We start from the raw sequence: 13470 nt of genomic DNA on the forward strand, positions 1-13470 counted from the left end.
GGCGTGGGCGCGGTGCTGGCCTGGGCCGGGCGGGTGTCGCTGGGCAAGGGCTGGCTGGCCAGCCAGCTGGCCACGGCGGACACGTCGTCGGCGTCCAACCGTTGGGCAATGGTGGCCATGCAATCGGGGGCGTGGGCGCGGCGCAGACCGGTCCGCCAGGCGCCCATCTGGGCGTTCAGGTAGTCGCGCGGCAGCCCGAGCAGGCCGGGGGTGGCCGGTTGCACGCCGGTCAGGCGTTCGCCGTGGCATTGCACGCAGGCGGGCACTTGGCGGCGGGCGTCGCCGTGCAGGGCCAGGGTTTCACCGCGTTGCAGGGCTTCGGGGCTGGTGCGCACCTGGCTGGGCGTGGGGTAGGGCAGGTCCAGGCCGGCAAAGTGCTCGGCCATGGTGCGCAGGTAGGCGTCGCTCAGGGGGCTCAGCATCTGGCCCATGGGGCGGTAGTGCCGCCGGCCGTCACGAAAGTTCAGCAGTTGGTGGTAAAGGTAACCGGCCGGCTTGCCGGCGATGCGCGGGTAGTAGCCGTCGGGGGCGGCGCGGCCCTGGGCGCCGTGGCAGGCGGTGCAGGCCAGCATGCGTTGGGCCATCGAGTCTTCGAAGGGGCTGGCGCTGTGCGCCAGGCCGGCGGCCCAGCACGCCATGGCCAGCGCCGCGGCGGTGCTCCAGCGCCGGGGGTGCGACGGGCGCGAAAAAAGCGGTGTGTGCATGTGGCGATGTTATGCCGAAGCAGATTTGGCTATCGCGGTGATTGGTAAAGATGACCCCGCCAGCGCCCGCCGCTCCGTACACTTGATTTCGGTCGCGGCGTTGAGCGCCGCAAGGTACAGCCACCCACCACCCAGGAATGGAGAGACACATGAACACCCCCCACACCACCGGCCAGTGCCCCGTGATGCACGGCGCCAATTCCAGCACCGGCCAGACGCCCATGGCCTGGTGGCCCAATGCGCTGAACCTGGACATCCTGCACCAGCACGACAGCAAGACCAATCCGCTGCCCGGCGTCAACTACCGCGAGGAAGTCAAAAAACTGGACGTGGCCGCCCTGAAGCAAGACCTGACCGCGTTGATGACGAGCAGCCAGCCCTGGTGGCCGGCCGACTGGGGCCACTACGGCGGCCTGATGATCCGCATGGCCTGGCACGCCGCCGGCTCTTACCGCGTGGCCGACGGCCGGGGCGGTGCCGGCACGGGCAACCAGCGCTTCGCGCCGCTCAACTCCTGGCCCGACAACGGCAACCTCGACAAAGCCCGCCGCCTGCTGTGGCCGATTAAGAAGAAGTACGGCAACCGCATCAGCTGGGCCGACCTGATCATCCTGGCCGGCAACGTGGCCTACGAATCGATGGGCTTCAAGACCTTCGGCTTCGCGTTCGGCCGCGAAGACATCTGGGCCCCCGAGAAAGACACCTACTGGGGCAGCGAGAAAGAATGGCTGGCCAAGAGCGGTGGCGAAGGCAGCCGCTACAGCGGTGAGCGCGACCTGGAAAACCCCCTGGCCGCGGTGATGATGGGCCTGATTTACGTCAACCCCGAAGGCGTGGACGGCCAGCCCGACCCGTTGAAAACTGCCCGCGACATGCGTGTGACCTTCGCCCGCATGGCCATGAACGACGAGGAAACCGTGGCCCTGACCGCCGGCGGCCACACCGTGGGCAAGGCCCACGGCAATGGCAGTGCCGCCCATCTGGGCCCCGCCCCGGAAGGCGCGGATGTGGAGGAACAGGGCCTGGGCTGGCAAAACCACACCAGCCGTGGCATGGGCCGCGACACCGTGACCAGCGGCATCGAAGGCGCCTGGACCACGAACCCCACGCGGTGGGACAACGGCTACTTCGCCATGCTGCTCCAGCACGACTGGGAGCTGACCCAGAGCCCGGCCGGCGCCCACCAGTACCGGCCCGTCAACATCAAGCCTGAAGACATGCCGGTGGACGTGGAAGACCCGTCCATCCGCTGCATGCCGGTGATGACCGACGCCGACATGGCGCTCAAGGTGGACCCGGAATACCGCAAGATTTCCGAGCGTTTCGCCGCCGACCAGGCCTATTTCGACGACGTGTTCGCCCGCGCCTGGTTCAAGCTGACGCACCGCGACATGGGGCCCAAGAGCCGCTACATCGGCCCCGAAGTGCCGGCCGAAGACTTGATCTGGCAAGACCCGATTCCCGCCGGCAGCACCGCCTACGACGTGGCGGCCGTGAAGGCCAAAATCGCGGCCGCCAGCCTGTCGGTCAGCGACATGGTGGCCACCGCCTGGGACAGCGCCCGCACCTACCGCGGCTCCGACCACAGGGGCGGTGCCAACGGCGCGCGCATCCGCCTGGCGCCGCAGAAAGACTGGGCCGGCAACGAGCCCGCCCGCCTGGCCCGAGTGTTGGCGGTGTACGAGAAGATCGCGGCCGAGACCGGCGCCAGCGTGGCCGACGTGATCGTGCTGGGCGGCAACCTGGGCATCGAGCAGGCCGCGCAAGCCGCTGGCGTGAACGTGACCGTGCCGTTTGCGCCGGGCCGTGGCGACGCCACCCAGGCGCAGACAGACGCCGAATCGTTCGAGGTGCTCGAGCCCGTGGCCGACGGCTTCCGCAACTGGCAAAAACAGCATTACACGGTCAAGCCCGAAGAGCTGTTGCTGGACCGTGCCCAGCTCATGGGCCTGACCGCTGCCGAAATGACAGTGCTGGTCGGTGGCCTGCGCGTGCTGGGCACCAACCACGGCGGCACGAAGCACGGCGTGTTCACCGACCGCCCCGGCGCGCTGACCAACGACTTCTTCGTGAACCTGACCGACATGGCCTACCGCTGGAAGCCCACCGGGCGCAACGGCTACGACATCGTGGACCGGGCGACCGGTGCCACGAATTGGACCGCGACCCGGGTGGACCTGGTGTTCGGCTCCAACTCGGTGCTGCGTGCCTACGCCGAGGTCTACGCCCAGGACGACAACCGCGAGAAGTTCGTGCGCGACTTCGTGGCCGCCTGGACCAAGGTCATGAACGCCGACCGCTACGACCTGGTCTGAGTCCGACCGCCCCGCCACCGCCTGCGGCGGTGCGGGGCTTGTGCGTGGGGACGGCAGGCCTCAGCGCGCCCAGGCGCAGCCGCCGTCCACCACCAGGGTGGAGCCCACCACGTAGTCGCCGGCGCGCGAGGCCAGGTAGATGGCCGCACCCGCGATGTCCTCGGGCGTGCCGATGCGGCCCAGGGGCACGCGGTTGGCCACGTCGTCGGCGTGGTCCCGGGCGTCCTTGTTCATCTCGGAGGCGAAGGGGCCGGGGGCGATGGCGCTGACCGCAATCCGCTGCGGCGCCAGGGTCAGCGCCATGCGTTTGGTCAGGTGGATCAGGCCGGCCTTGCTGGCCGCGTAGGAATAGGTTTCCCAGGGGTTCACCGTCACGCCGTCGATGGAGGCGATGTGGATGACCTTGGCCAGGTGCTCGGTGGCGGCGCGCTTGAGCATCGGCGTGAGGGCCTGCGTCAGAAAGAACGGCGACTTCATGTTCAGGTCCACCACCTTGTCCCAACCGCTTTCCGGGAAGGTGTCGTACGGGGCGCCCCAGGCCGCCCCGGCGTTGTTCACCAGGATGTCCAGCCGGTCTTCGTGCTGGGCGTAGGCCGCGACCAGGCCCTGGATGCCTTCCAGCGTGGACACGTCGGCCGGCAGCGACACGCAGTGCCCCAGCGCCGACAGTTCTTGTGCCGCCTGGTCGCAGGCGGCGGCCTTGCGCGCCGAAATGTAGACGCGCGCGCCCTGTGCGAGGAAGCCTTCGGCGATCATGCGGCCGATGCCGCGCGAGCCGCCGGTGATGAGGGCGCTGCGCCCTTGGAGGGAAAACAGGTTTTGGGTGTCCATGCGGTGTCTCCGGTGTGGCCTGTGCGGGCCGTTGCCGGAGGGAGCTTAGACAGTCTTGGGCGACGGGGCCGTCGCCAAGGCGCCAAGGCCGGGCGCCTTGCTGGCCACATGGCGGATGCCGCGCATGGCCGAACACCCCCGCGCCTGCCGCTGGAGATTTCGCGCGGCAACACCACTGTGCGGGTCGATGTGCTGCGCGACCAACGGCTGTCCAGGCTCACGGGACGCCGAACAGACCGTCCTCGTTGAGCAGTTCGTAGGCGATCTCGGGGCGCCGCTCCATGCTTTTCCTGATGGCGGTCGGGATGCTCTGACGCGTCTTGCGGCACAGACCGCGCTGTTCATGCACGAGGATGACGATGCCGCGCAAGGTGCGCACTTCGTGGGGACCGGGGGCAATGCTCAGACGCATGCCCAGTTGTTCTTGCATGCGCCCTTGCATGTGGCGCAGGTCAGACAGGCTGCTCAGGTTTTCCAGCCGTTCCAGCAGGCGCTTTTCCTCTTCCCGGGTCAGGCGCATCACTCGCAGGTCGGCATCGGGTTCGGCCAGCAGGGCATCCCGGTCGCACACGCAGGCGCCGGGCGGGCATTCGGTGCGGATCGGGTGGGGCAATGGTTTCATGTCCTGCGCCACGGGGCCGAAAAAAAACCCAACATCGGGGATGCTGGGTTTTTTCTTGTTTGGTGGCTCCTCCCTGATTCGAACAGGGGACCTGCGGATTATGATTCCGTCGCTCTAACCGGCTGAGCTAAGGAGCCTGAAGCCTTGAATTATAGCCACAAAAATGGGCTCGTATCAAGCGTGCTGGAAGACGGCCGGGCGTTTTTCCACAAAAGCGGCCATGCCTTCCTTTTGGTCGGCGGTGGCGAACAGGGCGTGGAACATGCGGCGCTCGAACATCATGCCGTCGGCCAGCGGGCCTTCGAAGGCGCGGTTCACGGTTTCCTTGGCGGCCATCACCGCCATTTGCGAGAAACCGGCGATCGTCAGCGCCGCGCCCAGGGCCTCGTCCATCAGCTTGTCCAGCGGCACCACGCGGCTGACCAGACCGGCGCGTTCGGCTTCGGTCGCGTCCATCATGCGGCCGGTCAGGCACAGGTCCATGGCCTTGGCCTTGCCCACGGCACGCGGCAGGCGCTGGGTGCCGCCGGCGCCGGGGATCACGCCCAGCTTGATTTCGGGCTGGCCGAACTTGGCGTTGTCGGCGGCGATGATGAAGTCGCACATCATGGCCAGTTCGCAGCCGCCGCCCAGAGCGAAGCCGCTGACGGCGGCGATGACCGGCTTGCGGATGCTGCGCAGCGTTTCCCAGTTGCGGGTGATGTAGTCGCCCTTGTACACGTCGGCAAAGGTGTACTGGGCCATGGCCCCGATGTCGGCGCCGGCGGCAAAGGCTTTTTCACTGCCGGTCACGATCATGCAGCCGATGTCGGCGTCGGCATCAAACGCCTTGAGCGCGGCGCCGAGTTCGTCCATCAACTGGTCGTTCAAGGCGTTGAGCTGCTTGGGGCGGTGCAGCGTGACGATGCCAACGCGGCCTTCGGTGCGGACCTGGATCATTTCGGGCGTGGTGCTCATGCGTGTCTCTCGGGGTGGTGGTTGCAGCCGCAAACTATAGCGGTTTGAGGGGAACGGCGGCTGTCGTCCAGGGAACAAATGCTGCCGCCTGCCGTGCGCCGGCCGTTTGGGCGACACCGCGGCCCGCACAATGCGTTAGATTGCTTGCTGACGCAACCACCACCCGCCGAGGAGACCACCCCATGACCCCGTCCACCGCAGACGACAGCATCCTGTACACCGAACACGGCGCCGTGGCCGTGGTCACGCTCAACCGGCCGCAGGCGCTCAACAGCTTCACCCGCGCCATGCACGTGGCCTTGCAGGCGGCTTTGCAGCGCGCCAGCGACAACCCCCAGGTGCGGGCCCTGGTGCTGACCGGTGCCGGCCGCGGGTTCTGCGCCGGCCTCGATCTGTCGGAGCTGGACTTCACCCCCGGCGAGGGCCTGCTGGAGCGCGCCAGCCCCGGGCCGGTGATCAACGACTATTTCAACCCCACCGCACGCGCCTTCATGAACCTGCGCATGCCCACGGTGGCGGCGGTCAACGGCGTGGCCGCGGGGGCCGGAGCTTCCCTGGCCATGGCCTGCGACATCGCCATTGCCGCACCCGGGGCCAGTTTTGTGCAGGCCTTCAGCAAGATCGGGCTGATTCCGGACGCCGGCGGCAGCTGGCTGCTGGTGGAGCGACTCGGGCTGGCCCGGGCCATGGCCCTGGCCATGACCGGCGACAAGCTGCCGGCCGCACAGGCCAAGGAATGGGGCCTGGTCTGGGACGTGGCCGAAGACCCCTTGGCCGCAGCACTGGCGCTGGCGGGAAAGCTGGCGGCCATGCCGACCCGCGCCCTGGTGGGCACCCGGGCCCTGCTGCGCGAGGCCGGCACCCGCAGCTTTGACCAGCACCTGGACGTGGAGCGCGACCTGCAAACCGCGCTCGGCCGCACCCACGACTACTTTGAAGGCGTCAACGCTTTTCTGGAGAAGCGCGCGCCCGTGTTCAAGGGCGAATGAGCGGTCGAGCGGCGCGGCTCACTCCTGCAGCCAGCGGCGGGCCGCGGGGCTGTCGGCCTCGATCGTGGATGCGGGGCGCGACAGGCGCACCACCGTTTCGGGGGCGGGCCAGTGCAGCGGGCAGCGCAGCAGGCGCCCGTCGCGGGCCACCAGGGCCACGCTGTCCGGGCTGCCGTGGGCGTACAGGGCCACGTCGTCGAGCCGGCGCACGCGCCAGGCCTGGGGCGGCGTGTCGGGCGTGGTGGCGGGGGTTTCCAGCCCCAGCCATTCGTCGCCCGCGGCCAGGCCGGCGGCTTCGGCGGCGGAGCCTCGCAACACGTTCTTCAGCACCAGGCCGCTGGTTTCACTGACGCGCACGCCCAGGCGCTGGGCCAGCGGGGCCGGGTCGGTGTGCCACTGCACGCCGTGCCGGGGCAGCAGGGTGGCCAGTGGCAGGTCGTCGGTGCCGTGCACCCAGGCGTCCAGTTCGGTGTCGAACGCGCGCTGGCCCAGGCGTTTCAGCACTTTGCGCAGGTCGCTTTCGCGCATCGGGCCGCCGTCGCAGCGCTCGTACAGGGCGCGCATCACGGCGTCGAGCGTGGTGTGGCCCTCGGCGCGCAGGGTCAGGTCCAGGCACAGGGCCACCAGCGCGCCTTTGGTGTAGTAGCTCACCGTGGCGTTGGGGGTGTTCTCCTGCACGCGGTAGTACTTGGTCCAGGCATCGAAGCTGGCCTGGGCCACGCTCTGCACTCGCCGGCCCGGGGTCTGCTGCACCTGGTTGATGGTTTTGGCCAGCAGCTGCAGGTAGGTGGCTTCGTCGATCAGGCCGGCGCGGTGCACCAGCAGGTCGTCGTAGTAGCTGGTGAAGCCTTCGAAAAACCATAGCAGTTCGGTGTGGTTTTCGCGGTCGTAGTCGTAGCGGGTGAACTCGCGCGGGCGCAGCCGTTTGACGTTCCAGGTGTGAAAGTACTCGTGGCTGATGAGGCCGAGCAGGGTGGTGTAGCCGTCGCCGGCCTTGAGCCGGGGGACGGTGGCGTCGGCGTGCTCGGGGCGCCGCGGCAGGTCGCTGCGCTGGCAGATGAGCGCGGTGGAGTTGCGGTGCTCCAGGCCGCCGTAGCCGTCGGCGGTGGCGTGCAGCATGAACAGGTAGCTGTCGAACGGGGGGCGGCCCTGGCCCTGCGGGCCGGCTGGGCCGTGCCACAGGGCCATTTCGGCTTCGCAGATGCGCTGGGTGTCGCGCAGCAGGCGCGCGCCGTCAAAGCCGGCCGGCGCGCCGCTGACGACGAAGCGGTGGGGCACGCCGCGCACCTCGAAGTCGCCGCGCCAGAAGGTGCCCATTTCCACGGGGCAGTCGGCCAACTCGTCGTAATCGGCGGCGCGGTAGTGGCCGAAGCCGTTGGCCTGCACCCGGTGGGGGCGCAGGCCGGTGGCCAGTTGCCAGCCGGCGGTGTGGGCGTTGTCGGCCACCTCCAGGGCCTGGGGCTCGTCGGTGCGGCCCTCGGCGCGCAGGCACAGGCTGGTGGGGTTGAAGAAGCCCCGGGTCTGGTCGAGGAAGGCGGTGCGGACCGAGGCGTCGAAGGCGTAGACCTGGTAGCCGAGCGTCAGGGTCCGGGTTTTGGCGGGGGGGCGCACCTCCCAGGTGTTCTTGCCGGTTTGTGTCAATGCCAGCGGCACGCCGTCGGCATGGGCCTGCAGGCCTTGCAGGTGTTGCGAGAATTCACGAACCAGGTAACTGCCGGGAATCCAGACCGGCAGGCTCAACCGCTGGCGCGGGGCCGGGCGGTCCACTTCCAGGCGGATGTCGAAAAGGTGGGTGTGCGGGTCGAGCACGCCGACCCGGTGGCGAACGGCGGCCGAGCGGGCGGTCATTTGACGTTGGACAGGGCTTGCTCGATCTTGTCGGCGCCGGCCGCCCCGGGGATGCGGGTGCCGTCCACCAGGAAGGTGGTCGGCGTGCCCGTGATGCGGGCTTTCTGACCGAAGGCCACGTTGCGGTCCAGGGCGGTGGTGTCGCAGCTGGCGCTGGGCGGGGTCACGTTGCGCAGCATCCAGTCTTCCCAGGCCTTGCCCTTGTCTTTGGCGCACCAGATGTTCTGCGATTTGGTGACCGAGTCCTGCCCCAGGATGGGGTAGAGGAAGACGTGGATGGTGACGTCGTTGATCTTGCCGATGTCTTTTTCGAAGCGTTTGCAGAAGCCGCAGTTCGGGTCTTCAAAAATCGCCAGCTTGCGCTTGCCGTTGCCGCGCACCAGGGTGAAGGAGTCCTTGAGGGGCAGGTCCTTGAAGGCGACGGCGGTGAGCTTGTCGACGCGCGCTTCGGTCAGGTTGAGGCGGGCCTTGGTGTCGATCAGGGCGCCCTGGATGAGGTAGTTGCCTTCGGCGTCGGTGTAGAGGATGTCGCTCTGGTTGACGCGGACCTCGAACAGGCCCTTCATGGGGGTGGGACGGACCTCGTCGATGGTGGGCAGGGTGGGCAGGCGTTCGGCCAGGTTTTTGCGGATGACGGCTTCATTGGCCGCGGCGCTCAGGGCGCAGGCGGTCAGGCACAGGGTGCCCAGGGGGCGGGCCAGGCGGGTCAGGAGGTTCATGCGTGTTCGGGTGTAAGAGAGGACCTCCGCGGCGCGGTGGTCTGGCCTGTTAGGGCGGGCAACTGGGGGTTTGGTTCCTGCGTCAGTGCGGGGCGGTGCCGGTCGGGCCCATGGCCTGTTGCACGGTCCAGTGCTTGAGGGCTTCGAGCCGGTCGAAGCCGCGCAGGCCCCAGCGGCGCAGGGCCTGGATGCGGCTGTCGCGGTGGCCGAACAGGCCGAGCAGGCCGTCTGTCACCCAGGACATGGCTGTGACATCGGCCTGGCGCGCGCGTTCGTAGCGGCGCAGCAGTTTCAGGTCGCCCAGGTCGCGCCAGTATTCGCGTTCGCGCAGCACGCGGGCCAGTTCGGCCACGTCGCCCAGGCCCACGTTCAGGCCTTGGCCGGCCAGGGGGTGCATGGCGTGGGCGGCGTCGCCGGCCAGGGCCAGGCCGGGCTGCACCCAGCGGCGTGCGCGCGACAGCTCCAGGGGCCAGCCGGCGGCCTGTCCCTGGGGCTGCATCGCGCCCAGGGCCTGGTCACAGGCGGCGGTGACTTCGGCGGCCAGGGCCTCGGGGGGCAGCGCCAGCAAATGGGCCGCGCGCTCGTGTGCCACCGACCAGACCAGGGCCACCGCCTGGCCGTGTTCGCCTTCCAGCGGCAGCAGGGCCAGCACCTCGCCCTGGTGGAACCACTGCCGCGCCACGCCGCCGTGCGGGCGTTCGGTGCGCAGGCGCGCGGCCACAGCGGTCTGCGGGTAGGGCTTGGCGTCGAATTCAAAACCGAAGGCGTCGCGGCTGGCGCTGCGCTTGCCTTCGCACACCACGGTCAGCGCGGCGGCGGGGCGCTCGGCCAGCACGTCGATGCCCGACTGGAAACCGACCGCCTGGGCCAGGGTGACCTCCAGGGCCGGCACGTCCACGATCCAGGACAGGGGGTGGCTGGGCGTGCCCTCGAAGCGCACCGAGGCCGGGGTGGCGGGGGCGTCTTCGGCCACCCACATGTGCTGCACCGGGGTGGCCATTTCGGTGCCGTCCGCTGCCACGCCGGGCCAGACCCGCAGGCCGTCCAGCAGCGCCTTGGAGCTGGCGTTCAGCGCGTACGCGCGGATGTCGGGCGGGGCGGTGGGGGCGGTCGGGGCCGGCTCCCGCCGCACCAGTGCCACCCGCAAGCGGTCGCGGGCCAGCAGCAAGGCCAGGGCCTGCCCCACCACGCCTGCCCCCAGGATGGCCACGTCGTACTTTTTGCTCATGCCGAAATTGTAGGAGCAAGGCCCAGAGGCGGGCACAATGGGCGCTCTGTTTGGAAGAGCCCCGCCATGCCCCACGCCGATGACGCCTTGCCCCTGACCCTGGAGCAGCTGTGGATTTACCCCGTGAAGAGCTGCGCCGGGCTGCGCCTGAGCAGCGCGGCCTTGCTCGACACCGGGCTGGAGTGGGACCGCACCTGGATGCTGGTGGACGCCTCGGGCGAGTTCGTCTCGCAACGCGAACTGCCGCGCATGGCCCTGATCCGGCCCCGCTTCCGCCAGGGCCACCTGGAGTTGCTGGCGCCGGGCATGCTGTCCCTGCGCCTGCCCTTGGACGCCGCCGAATCGCCGCGCCGCGTGCGCGTCTGGGACGACGAGGTCGACGCCTGGGACATGGGCGACCTGGCTGCCCAGTGGTTCACTGATTTTCTCGCGCCCGGCGCGCCGCAGGGGCTGGCGGCCGGCTTGCGCCTGGTGCGTTTCGACCCGGACGTGCGCCGCCTGTCGGCGGTGCACTGGACCCAGGGTGTGGAGGCGCCCAACCAATTCAGCGATGGCTTTCCGCTGCTGGTCTTGTCCAGCGCGTCCCTGGCCGAGCTGAACGGACGGCTCGCCCTGCTGGGCCAGACCCCGGTGGGGCCCGAGCGTTTTCGGCCCAACCTCGTGTTGGGCGGGATGGAGGCGCACGACGAGGACCGCCTGGCCGACATCCACCTGCGGGCCTTAGCGCCCGATGCCGCCGCGCCCGGGCCAGCGGTGTGGCTGCAGCCGGTCAAGCCCTGCGCGCGCTGCAGCATCCCGGATGTGGACCCGCAGACCGCCGAGCGTGGCACGGCCTTGAGCCCGGTGCTGCACAGCTACCGCCAGGACCGGCGGTTGATGGGAGCGGTGACTTTCGGCATGAACGCCATCGTCCGCCAGGGCGACGGGCAGATGCTGTACGAAGGCATGCTGGGCGCCGGCACCTGGGGTGTGTGGTGACGCGGCCCGGGGGGCACCGGCCGCTCAGAGGCGCTTGAGCACCCGGGCCTTGTCCAGCCGGATTTTCACGTCGTCCGAAGACAGGGGCGATTTCACGCTGTAGCCCGGCATTTGCGTGTCCCGTTTGCGCGGGGTCGACAGCGGCATGCCGTCCGGGTCGGCAATCGCCAGGGTCAGGGGGGTGTTGACCCGTTCGCCGCGGCGCACCACCACCGCGGTTTCCTCGCTTTTGAGGCGCACATAGCTGCCGGGCGGGTACATGCCCAGCTGTTTGGCAAAAATCGCTCCCAGCGGGCTCGATTGCGTCTTGGATTCGAGGTACAGGTTGCCCACCGCCACGTTGGGCATGAGGCCGCGCCGGCTCACCCGCGGGCTGATGCGGGCGATGAAGACGTCGGCCATGCGCAGCAGTTGCTGCACCGTGTCCGGTTGGCTGGACTTGCCTTGGGGGTAGCCGCTACCGTCTTGGGTTTCGTGGTGGTCCTGCACCAGGTCCAGCCAGAGCGGGTCGTCCACCCCCAGCCCGCGCAAGATGTCCACGCCCTGGCTCGGGTGCTGCCGGATGCGGTTTTTTTGCTCCTGGGTCGCGGGTTGCAATTGGATGGCCAGTTGGTCCTGCATGGCGGCCATGGCGATGTTCATGGTCAGCGCGGCCCGCACCAGGGCGTCCACGGCCGGCGGCTGGATCTGGGCCAATGGTCCGATCATCAGGCAGGTGACCGCGGCCGTCAGGGCGTGGGTGGCGCAATAGCCGTAGGAGCGGTCGGACAGCATCTGCACCAGCACGAACAGGCTGTCGTCTTCCTGGCCCTCCAGGGTCAGCTTCACCCCGGTTTCAATGAAGGCCAGGCGCTTGTGGAAGTCTTTGGCGTCAGCGCCCTCTTGCAGCAGCACCGCCAGGCGCCGACGCAGGGCCGGCCAGGCCTCGGCGGGCGCCGGATCGAGTTGGGCGCGCACCTCTTTGAGCACGGCGTCCGCCGAGGCGTCGGTCGGTGTCAGGGTGTCGGCGGTGCTCATGACCACACAGTTTAAGGGGCTGTTTGGCCGGTTTGTCACGCATTTAAAGATAAATATGAAAACTTGGGAAAGATTTTTTCAGGGCAGCCAAAAATCTGAGAATCAAAATAAGAAATATAAAAATCATTTTTTAAATATGAATTTTTGATCATTTTTGGGTGGCGTTCTGCGCGAGCGGGTCGGGCTTGCGCTATAAATCCTGTCACCCCTCTCTTCCGTGAAAGGCCGAACGATGTTGCACCCACAGGCGCGGGCATTGCTGGATGGAATCGAGGCGCGTGGGACCGTGCCCATGCACCGTTTGACCCCGACCGAGGCGCGGGCGGCCTACCGCGAGCGCTGCGCCGCGGCCCGGCCGGTGGCGCCCGAGATGGGGGCCACCCTCGACCTGCAGGCCCCAGGGCCGGCGGGTCCGATTCCTCTGCGGCTCTACCGTCCCCATCACGCGCCGGCCATGTCGCCGGTGCTGGTGTTTTTCCATGGCGGAGGCTTTGTCGTCGGTGGGCTGGACACCCACGACACCCTGTGCCGCGAACTGGCCCACCGGTCGGGGTGTGCCGTGGTGTCGGTGGACTACCGGCTCGCGCCCGAGCACCCTTGCCCCGCCGCCGTGGACGATGCATTGGCCGCGACCCGGTGGGTGGCGCAGCACGCTGTGGCCCTGGGGGTGGATGCCGCCTGTGTGGCCGTCGGCGGCGACAGCGCCGGCGCCAACTTGGCCACGCTGGTGGCCTGGCGGTCGCGCCAAGCCGGTGATCTGCCGCTGGTCTTCCAGCTCCTGATCTACCCTTGCCTCGACGCGCGCCGGGCCCTGGCCTCCCACGCCCGCAACGGCCAGGGCTATCTGTTGACCCGCGACACCCTGGCCTATTACTACGGCCATTACCTGCCCGACCCGGCCCAGGTGCACGACCCCATGGCCTCGCCCCTGCTCCTGCCAGATCTGAGTGGCCTGCCGCCCGCCCTGGTGCTGACCGCGGGCCACGACCCCTTGCGCGACGAAGGCTTGGCCTATGCCCAGCGCCTGTCCGAGGCGGGGGTGCCGACCTCGGTGGTCTGTTTCGAGCGCCAGATCCACGGCTTCATCCTCATGGGGCGGGTGCTGGACGAAGCGCACACGGCGGTGGACCTGTGCGCCGCGGCCCTGGCCCGGGCCTTGGCCTGAGGGGGCGGGTCTTACAATCGGCCCCCAGCATGGGGTGCGCGCGGCTGCGTGCCCCACCCCGGCGTCCCGAGGCCCCGAGCCCCGCCCGGCGACCGGT

Annotated in this window: 12 protein-coding genes and 1 tRNA gene; 4 read left to right on the plus strand and 9 right to left on the minus strand. The window is 69.0% G+C overall.

The window, feature by feature from the left end; all coding sequences use genetic code 11:
* Nucleotides 1–704, minus strand: a 704-nt coding sequence (locus CON77_RS03965; protein ID WP_198552259.1) for a c-type cytochrome, incomplete at its 3' end; no start/stop codon positions are given.
* 149 nt (nucleotides 705–853) lie between these two features.
* Here CON77_RS03965 and katG point away from each other — a divergent pair.
* Nucleotides 854–3019, plus strand: coding sequence for a catalase/peroxidase HPI (gene katG / locus CON77_RS03970; protein WP_101047847.1), 2166 nt, complete (start codon nucleotides 854–856; stop codon nucleotides 3017–3019).
* A 60-nt stretch (nucleotides 3020–3079) separates the two neighbouring features.
* Here the strand turns inward: katG and CON77_RS03975 are convergent, their stop codons facing one another.
* From CON77_RS03975 to CON77_RS03990, 4 genes are all read right to left on the minus strand, one after another.
* Nucleotides 3080–3850 (minus strand): SDR family oxidoreductase, encoded by a 771-nt coding sequence (locus CON77_RS03975; RefSeq protein ID WP_101047848.1) that lies wholly within the window; start codon nucleotides 3848–3850, stop codon nucleotides 3080–3082.
* A gap of 217 nt (nucleotides 3851–4067) precedes the next feature.
* Nucleotides 4068–4472, minus strand: coding sequence for a hypothetical protein (locus tag CON77_RS03980; RefSeq protein WP_101047849.1), 405 nt, complete (start codon nucleotides 4470–4472; stop codon nucleotides 4068–4070).
* Between the two features lie 60 nt (nucleotides 4473–4532).
* Nucleotides 4533–4609 (minus strand) — tRNA-Met (locus CON77_RS03985).
* Nucleotides 4610–4646: 37 nt separating this feature from the next.
* On the minus strand, nucleotides 4647–5429 hold the full coding sequence (locus tag CON77_RS03990; RefSeq protein WP_101047850.1) for an enoyl-CoA hydratase: 783 nt from the start codon (nucleotides 5427–5429) through the stop codon (nucleotides 4647–4649).
* A gap of 182 nt (nucleotides 5430–5611) precedes the next feature.
* Between CON77_RS03990 and CON77_RS03995 the strand changes: the two genes are divergently transcribed.
* The gene (locus CON77_RS03995) at nucleotides 5612–6418 is read left to right on the plus strand and encodes an enoyl-CoA hydratase-related protein (protein ID WP_101047851.1); all 807 of its coding nucleotides are present in this window, start codon (nucleotides 5612–5614) and stop codon (nucleotides 6416–6418) included.
* A gap of 18 nt (nucleotides 6419–6436) precedes the next feature.
* Here CON77_RS03995 and CON77_RS04000 read toward each other — a convergent pair whose 3' ends face one another.
* The 3 genes from CON77_RS04000 to CON77_RS04010 all read right to left on the minus strand — a co-directional run bounded on the left by CON77_RS04000 (nucleotide 6437) and on the right by CON77_RS04010 (nucleotide 10213).
* Complete coding sequence (locus CON77_RS04000; RefSeq protein ID WP_101047852.1) at nucleotides 6437–8266, minus strand: M61 family metallopeptidase; 1830 nt, start codon at nucleotides 8264–8266, stop codon at nucleotides 6437–6439.
* Nucleotides 8263–8985 carry a DsbC family protein gene (locus CON77_RS04005; RefSeq protein WP_101047853.1) on the minus strand — a complete coding sequence of 241 codons (723 nt, stop codon included), beginning with the start codon at nucleotides 8983–8985 and terminating at the stop codon, nucleotides 8263–8265. Before CON77_RS04005 ends, CON77_RS04000 begins: the two co-directional genes overlap by 4 nt.
* A gap of 82 nt (nucleotides 8986–9067) precedes the next feature.
* Nucleotides 9068–10213: an FAD-dependent monooxygenase gene (locus CON77_RS04010; protein WP_101047854.1), complete on the minus strand. Its 1146-nt coding sequence runs from the start codon at nucleotides 10211–10213 to the stop codon at nucleotides 9068–9070.
* Between the two features lie 66 nt (nucleotides 10214–10279).
* On the opposite strand from CON77_RS04010, the gene CON77_RS04015 reads away from it, so the two are divergent.
* Complete coding sequence (locus tag CON77_RS04015) at nucleotides 10280–11191, plus strand: MOSC domain-containing protein (RefSeq protein WP_101047855.1); 912 nt, start codon at nucleotides 10280–10282, stop codon at nucleotides 11189–11191.
* A 24-nt stretch (nucleotides 11192–11215) separates the two neighbouring features.
* Here the strand turns inward: CON77_RS04015 and CON77_RS04020 are convergent, their stop codons facing one another.
* Nucleotides 11216–12208, minus strand: a complete 993-nt coding sequence (locus tag CON77_RS04020; protein ID WP_101047856.1) for an HD-GYP domain-containing protein — start codon at nucleotides 12206–12208, stop codon at nucleotides 11216–11218.
* Between the two features lie 232 nt (nucleotides 12209–12440).
* Between CON77_RS04020 and lipP1 the strand changes: the two genes are divergently transcribed.
* On the plus strand, nucleotides 12441–13373 hold the full coding sequence (lipP1, locus tag CON77_RS04025) for a LipP1 family hormone-sensitive lipase (RefSeq protein ID WP_101047857.1): 933 nt from the start codon (nucleotides 12441–12443) through the stop codon (nucleotides 13371–13373).
* Nucleotides 13374–13470: the final 97 nt, after the last annotated feature.

It is taken from the genome of Macromonas nakdongensis (genome assembly GCF_002837145.1).
Lineage (GTDB): Bacteria > Pseudomonadota > Gammaproteobacteria > Burkholderiales > Burkholderiaceae_C > Macromonas_B > Macromonas_B nakdongensis.

Excerpts from the sequence above, each read along its gene's own strand:
- CON77_RS03995 (WP_101047851.1), top strand. The coding sequence starts at position 5,612 with ATGACCCCGTCCACCGCAGACGACAGCATCCTGTACACCGAACACGGC.
- katG (WP_101047847.1), top strand. The coding sequence starts at position 854 with ATGAACACCCCCCACACCACCGGCCAGTGCCCCGTGATGCACGGCGCC.
- CON77_RS03990 (WP_101047850.1), bottom strand. The coding sequence starts at position 5,429 with ATGAGCACCACGCCCGAAATGATCCAGGTCCGCACCGAAGGCCGCGTT.
- CON77_RS04020 (WP_101047856.1), bottom strand. The coding sequence starts at position 12,208 with ATGAGCACCGCCGACACCCTGACACCGACCGACGCCTCGGCGGACGCC.
- CON77_RS04000 (WP_101047852.1), bottom strand. The coding sequence starts at position 8,266 with ATGACCGCCCGCTCGGCCGCCGTTCGCCACCGGGTCGGCGTGCTCGAC.
- CON77_RS03980 (WP_101047849.1), bottom strand. The coding sequence starts at position 4,472 with ATGAAACCATTGCCCCACCCGATCCGCACCGAATGCCCGCCCGGCGCC.
- CON77_RS04010 (WP_101047854.1), bottom strand. The coding sequence starts at position 10,213 with ATGAGCAAAAAGTACGACGTGGCCATCCTGGGGGCAGGCGTGGTGGGG.
- lipP1 (WP_101047857.1), top strand. The coding sequence starts at position 12,441 with ATGTTGCACCCACAGGCGCGGGCATTGCTGGATGGAATCGAGGCGCGT.
- CON77_RS04015 (WP_101047855.1), top strand. The coding sequence starts at position 10,280 with ATGCCCCACGCCGATGACGCCTTGCCCCTGACCCTGGAGCAGCTGTGG.
- CON77_RS04005 (WP_101047853.1), bottom strand. The coding sequence starts at position 8,985 with ATGAACCTCCTGACCCGCCTGGCCCGCCCCCTGGGCACCCTGTGCCTG.
- CON77_RS03975 (WP_101047848.1), bottom strand. The coding sequence starts at position 3,850 with ATGGACACCCAAAACCTGTTTTCCCTCCAAGGGCGCAGCGCCCTCATC.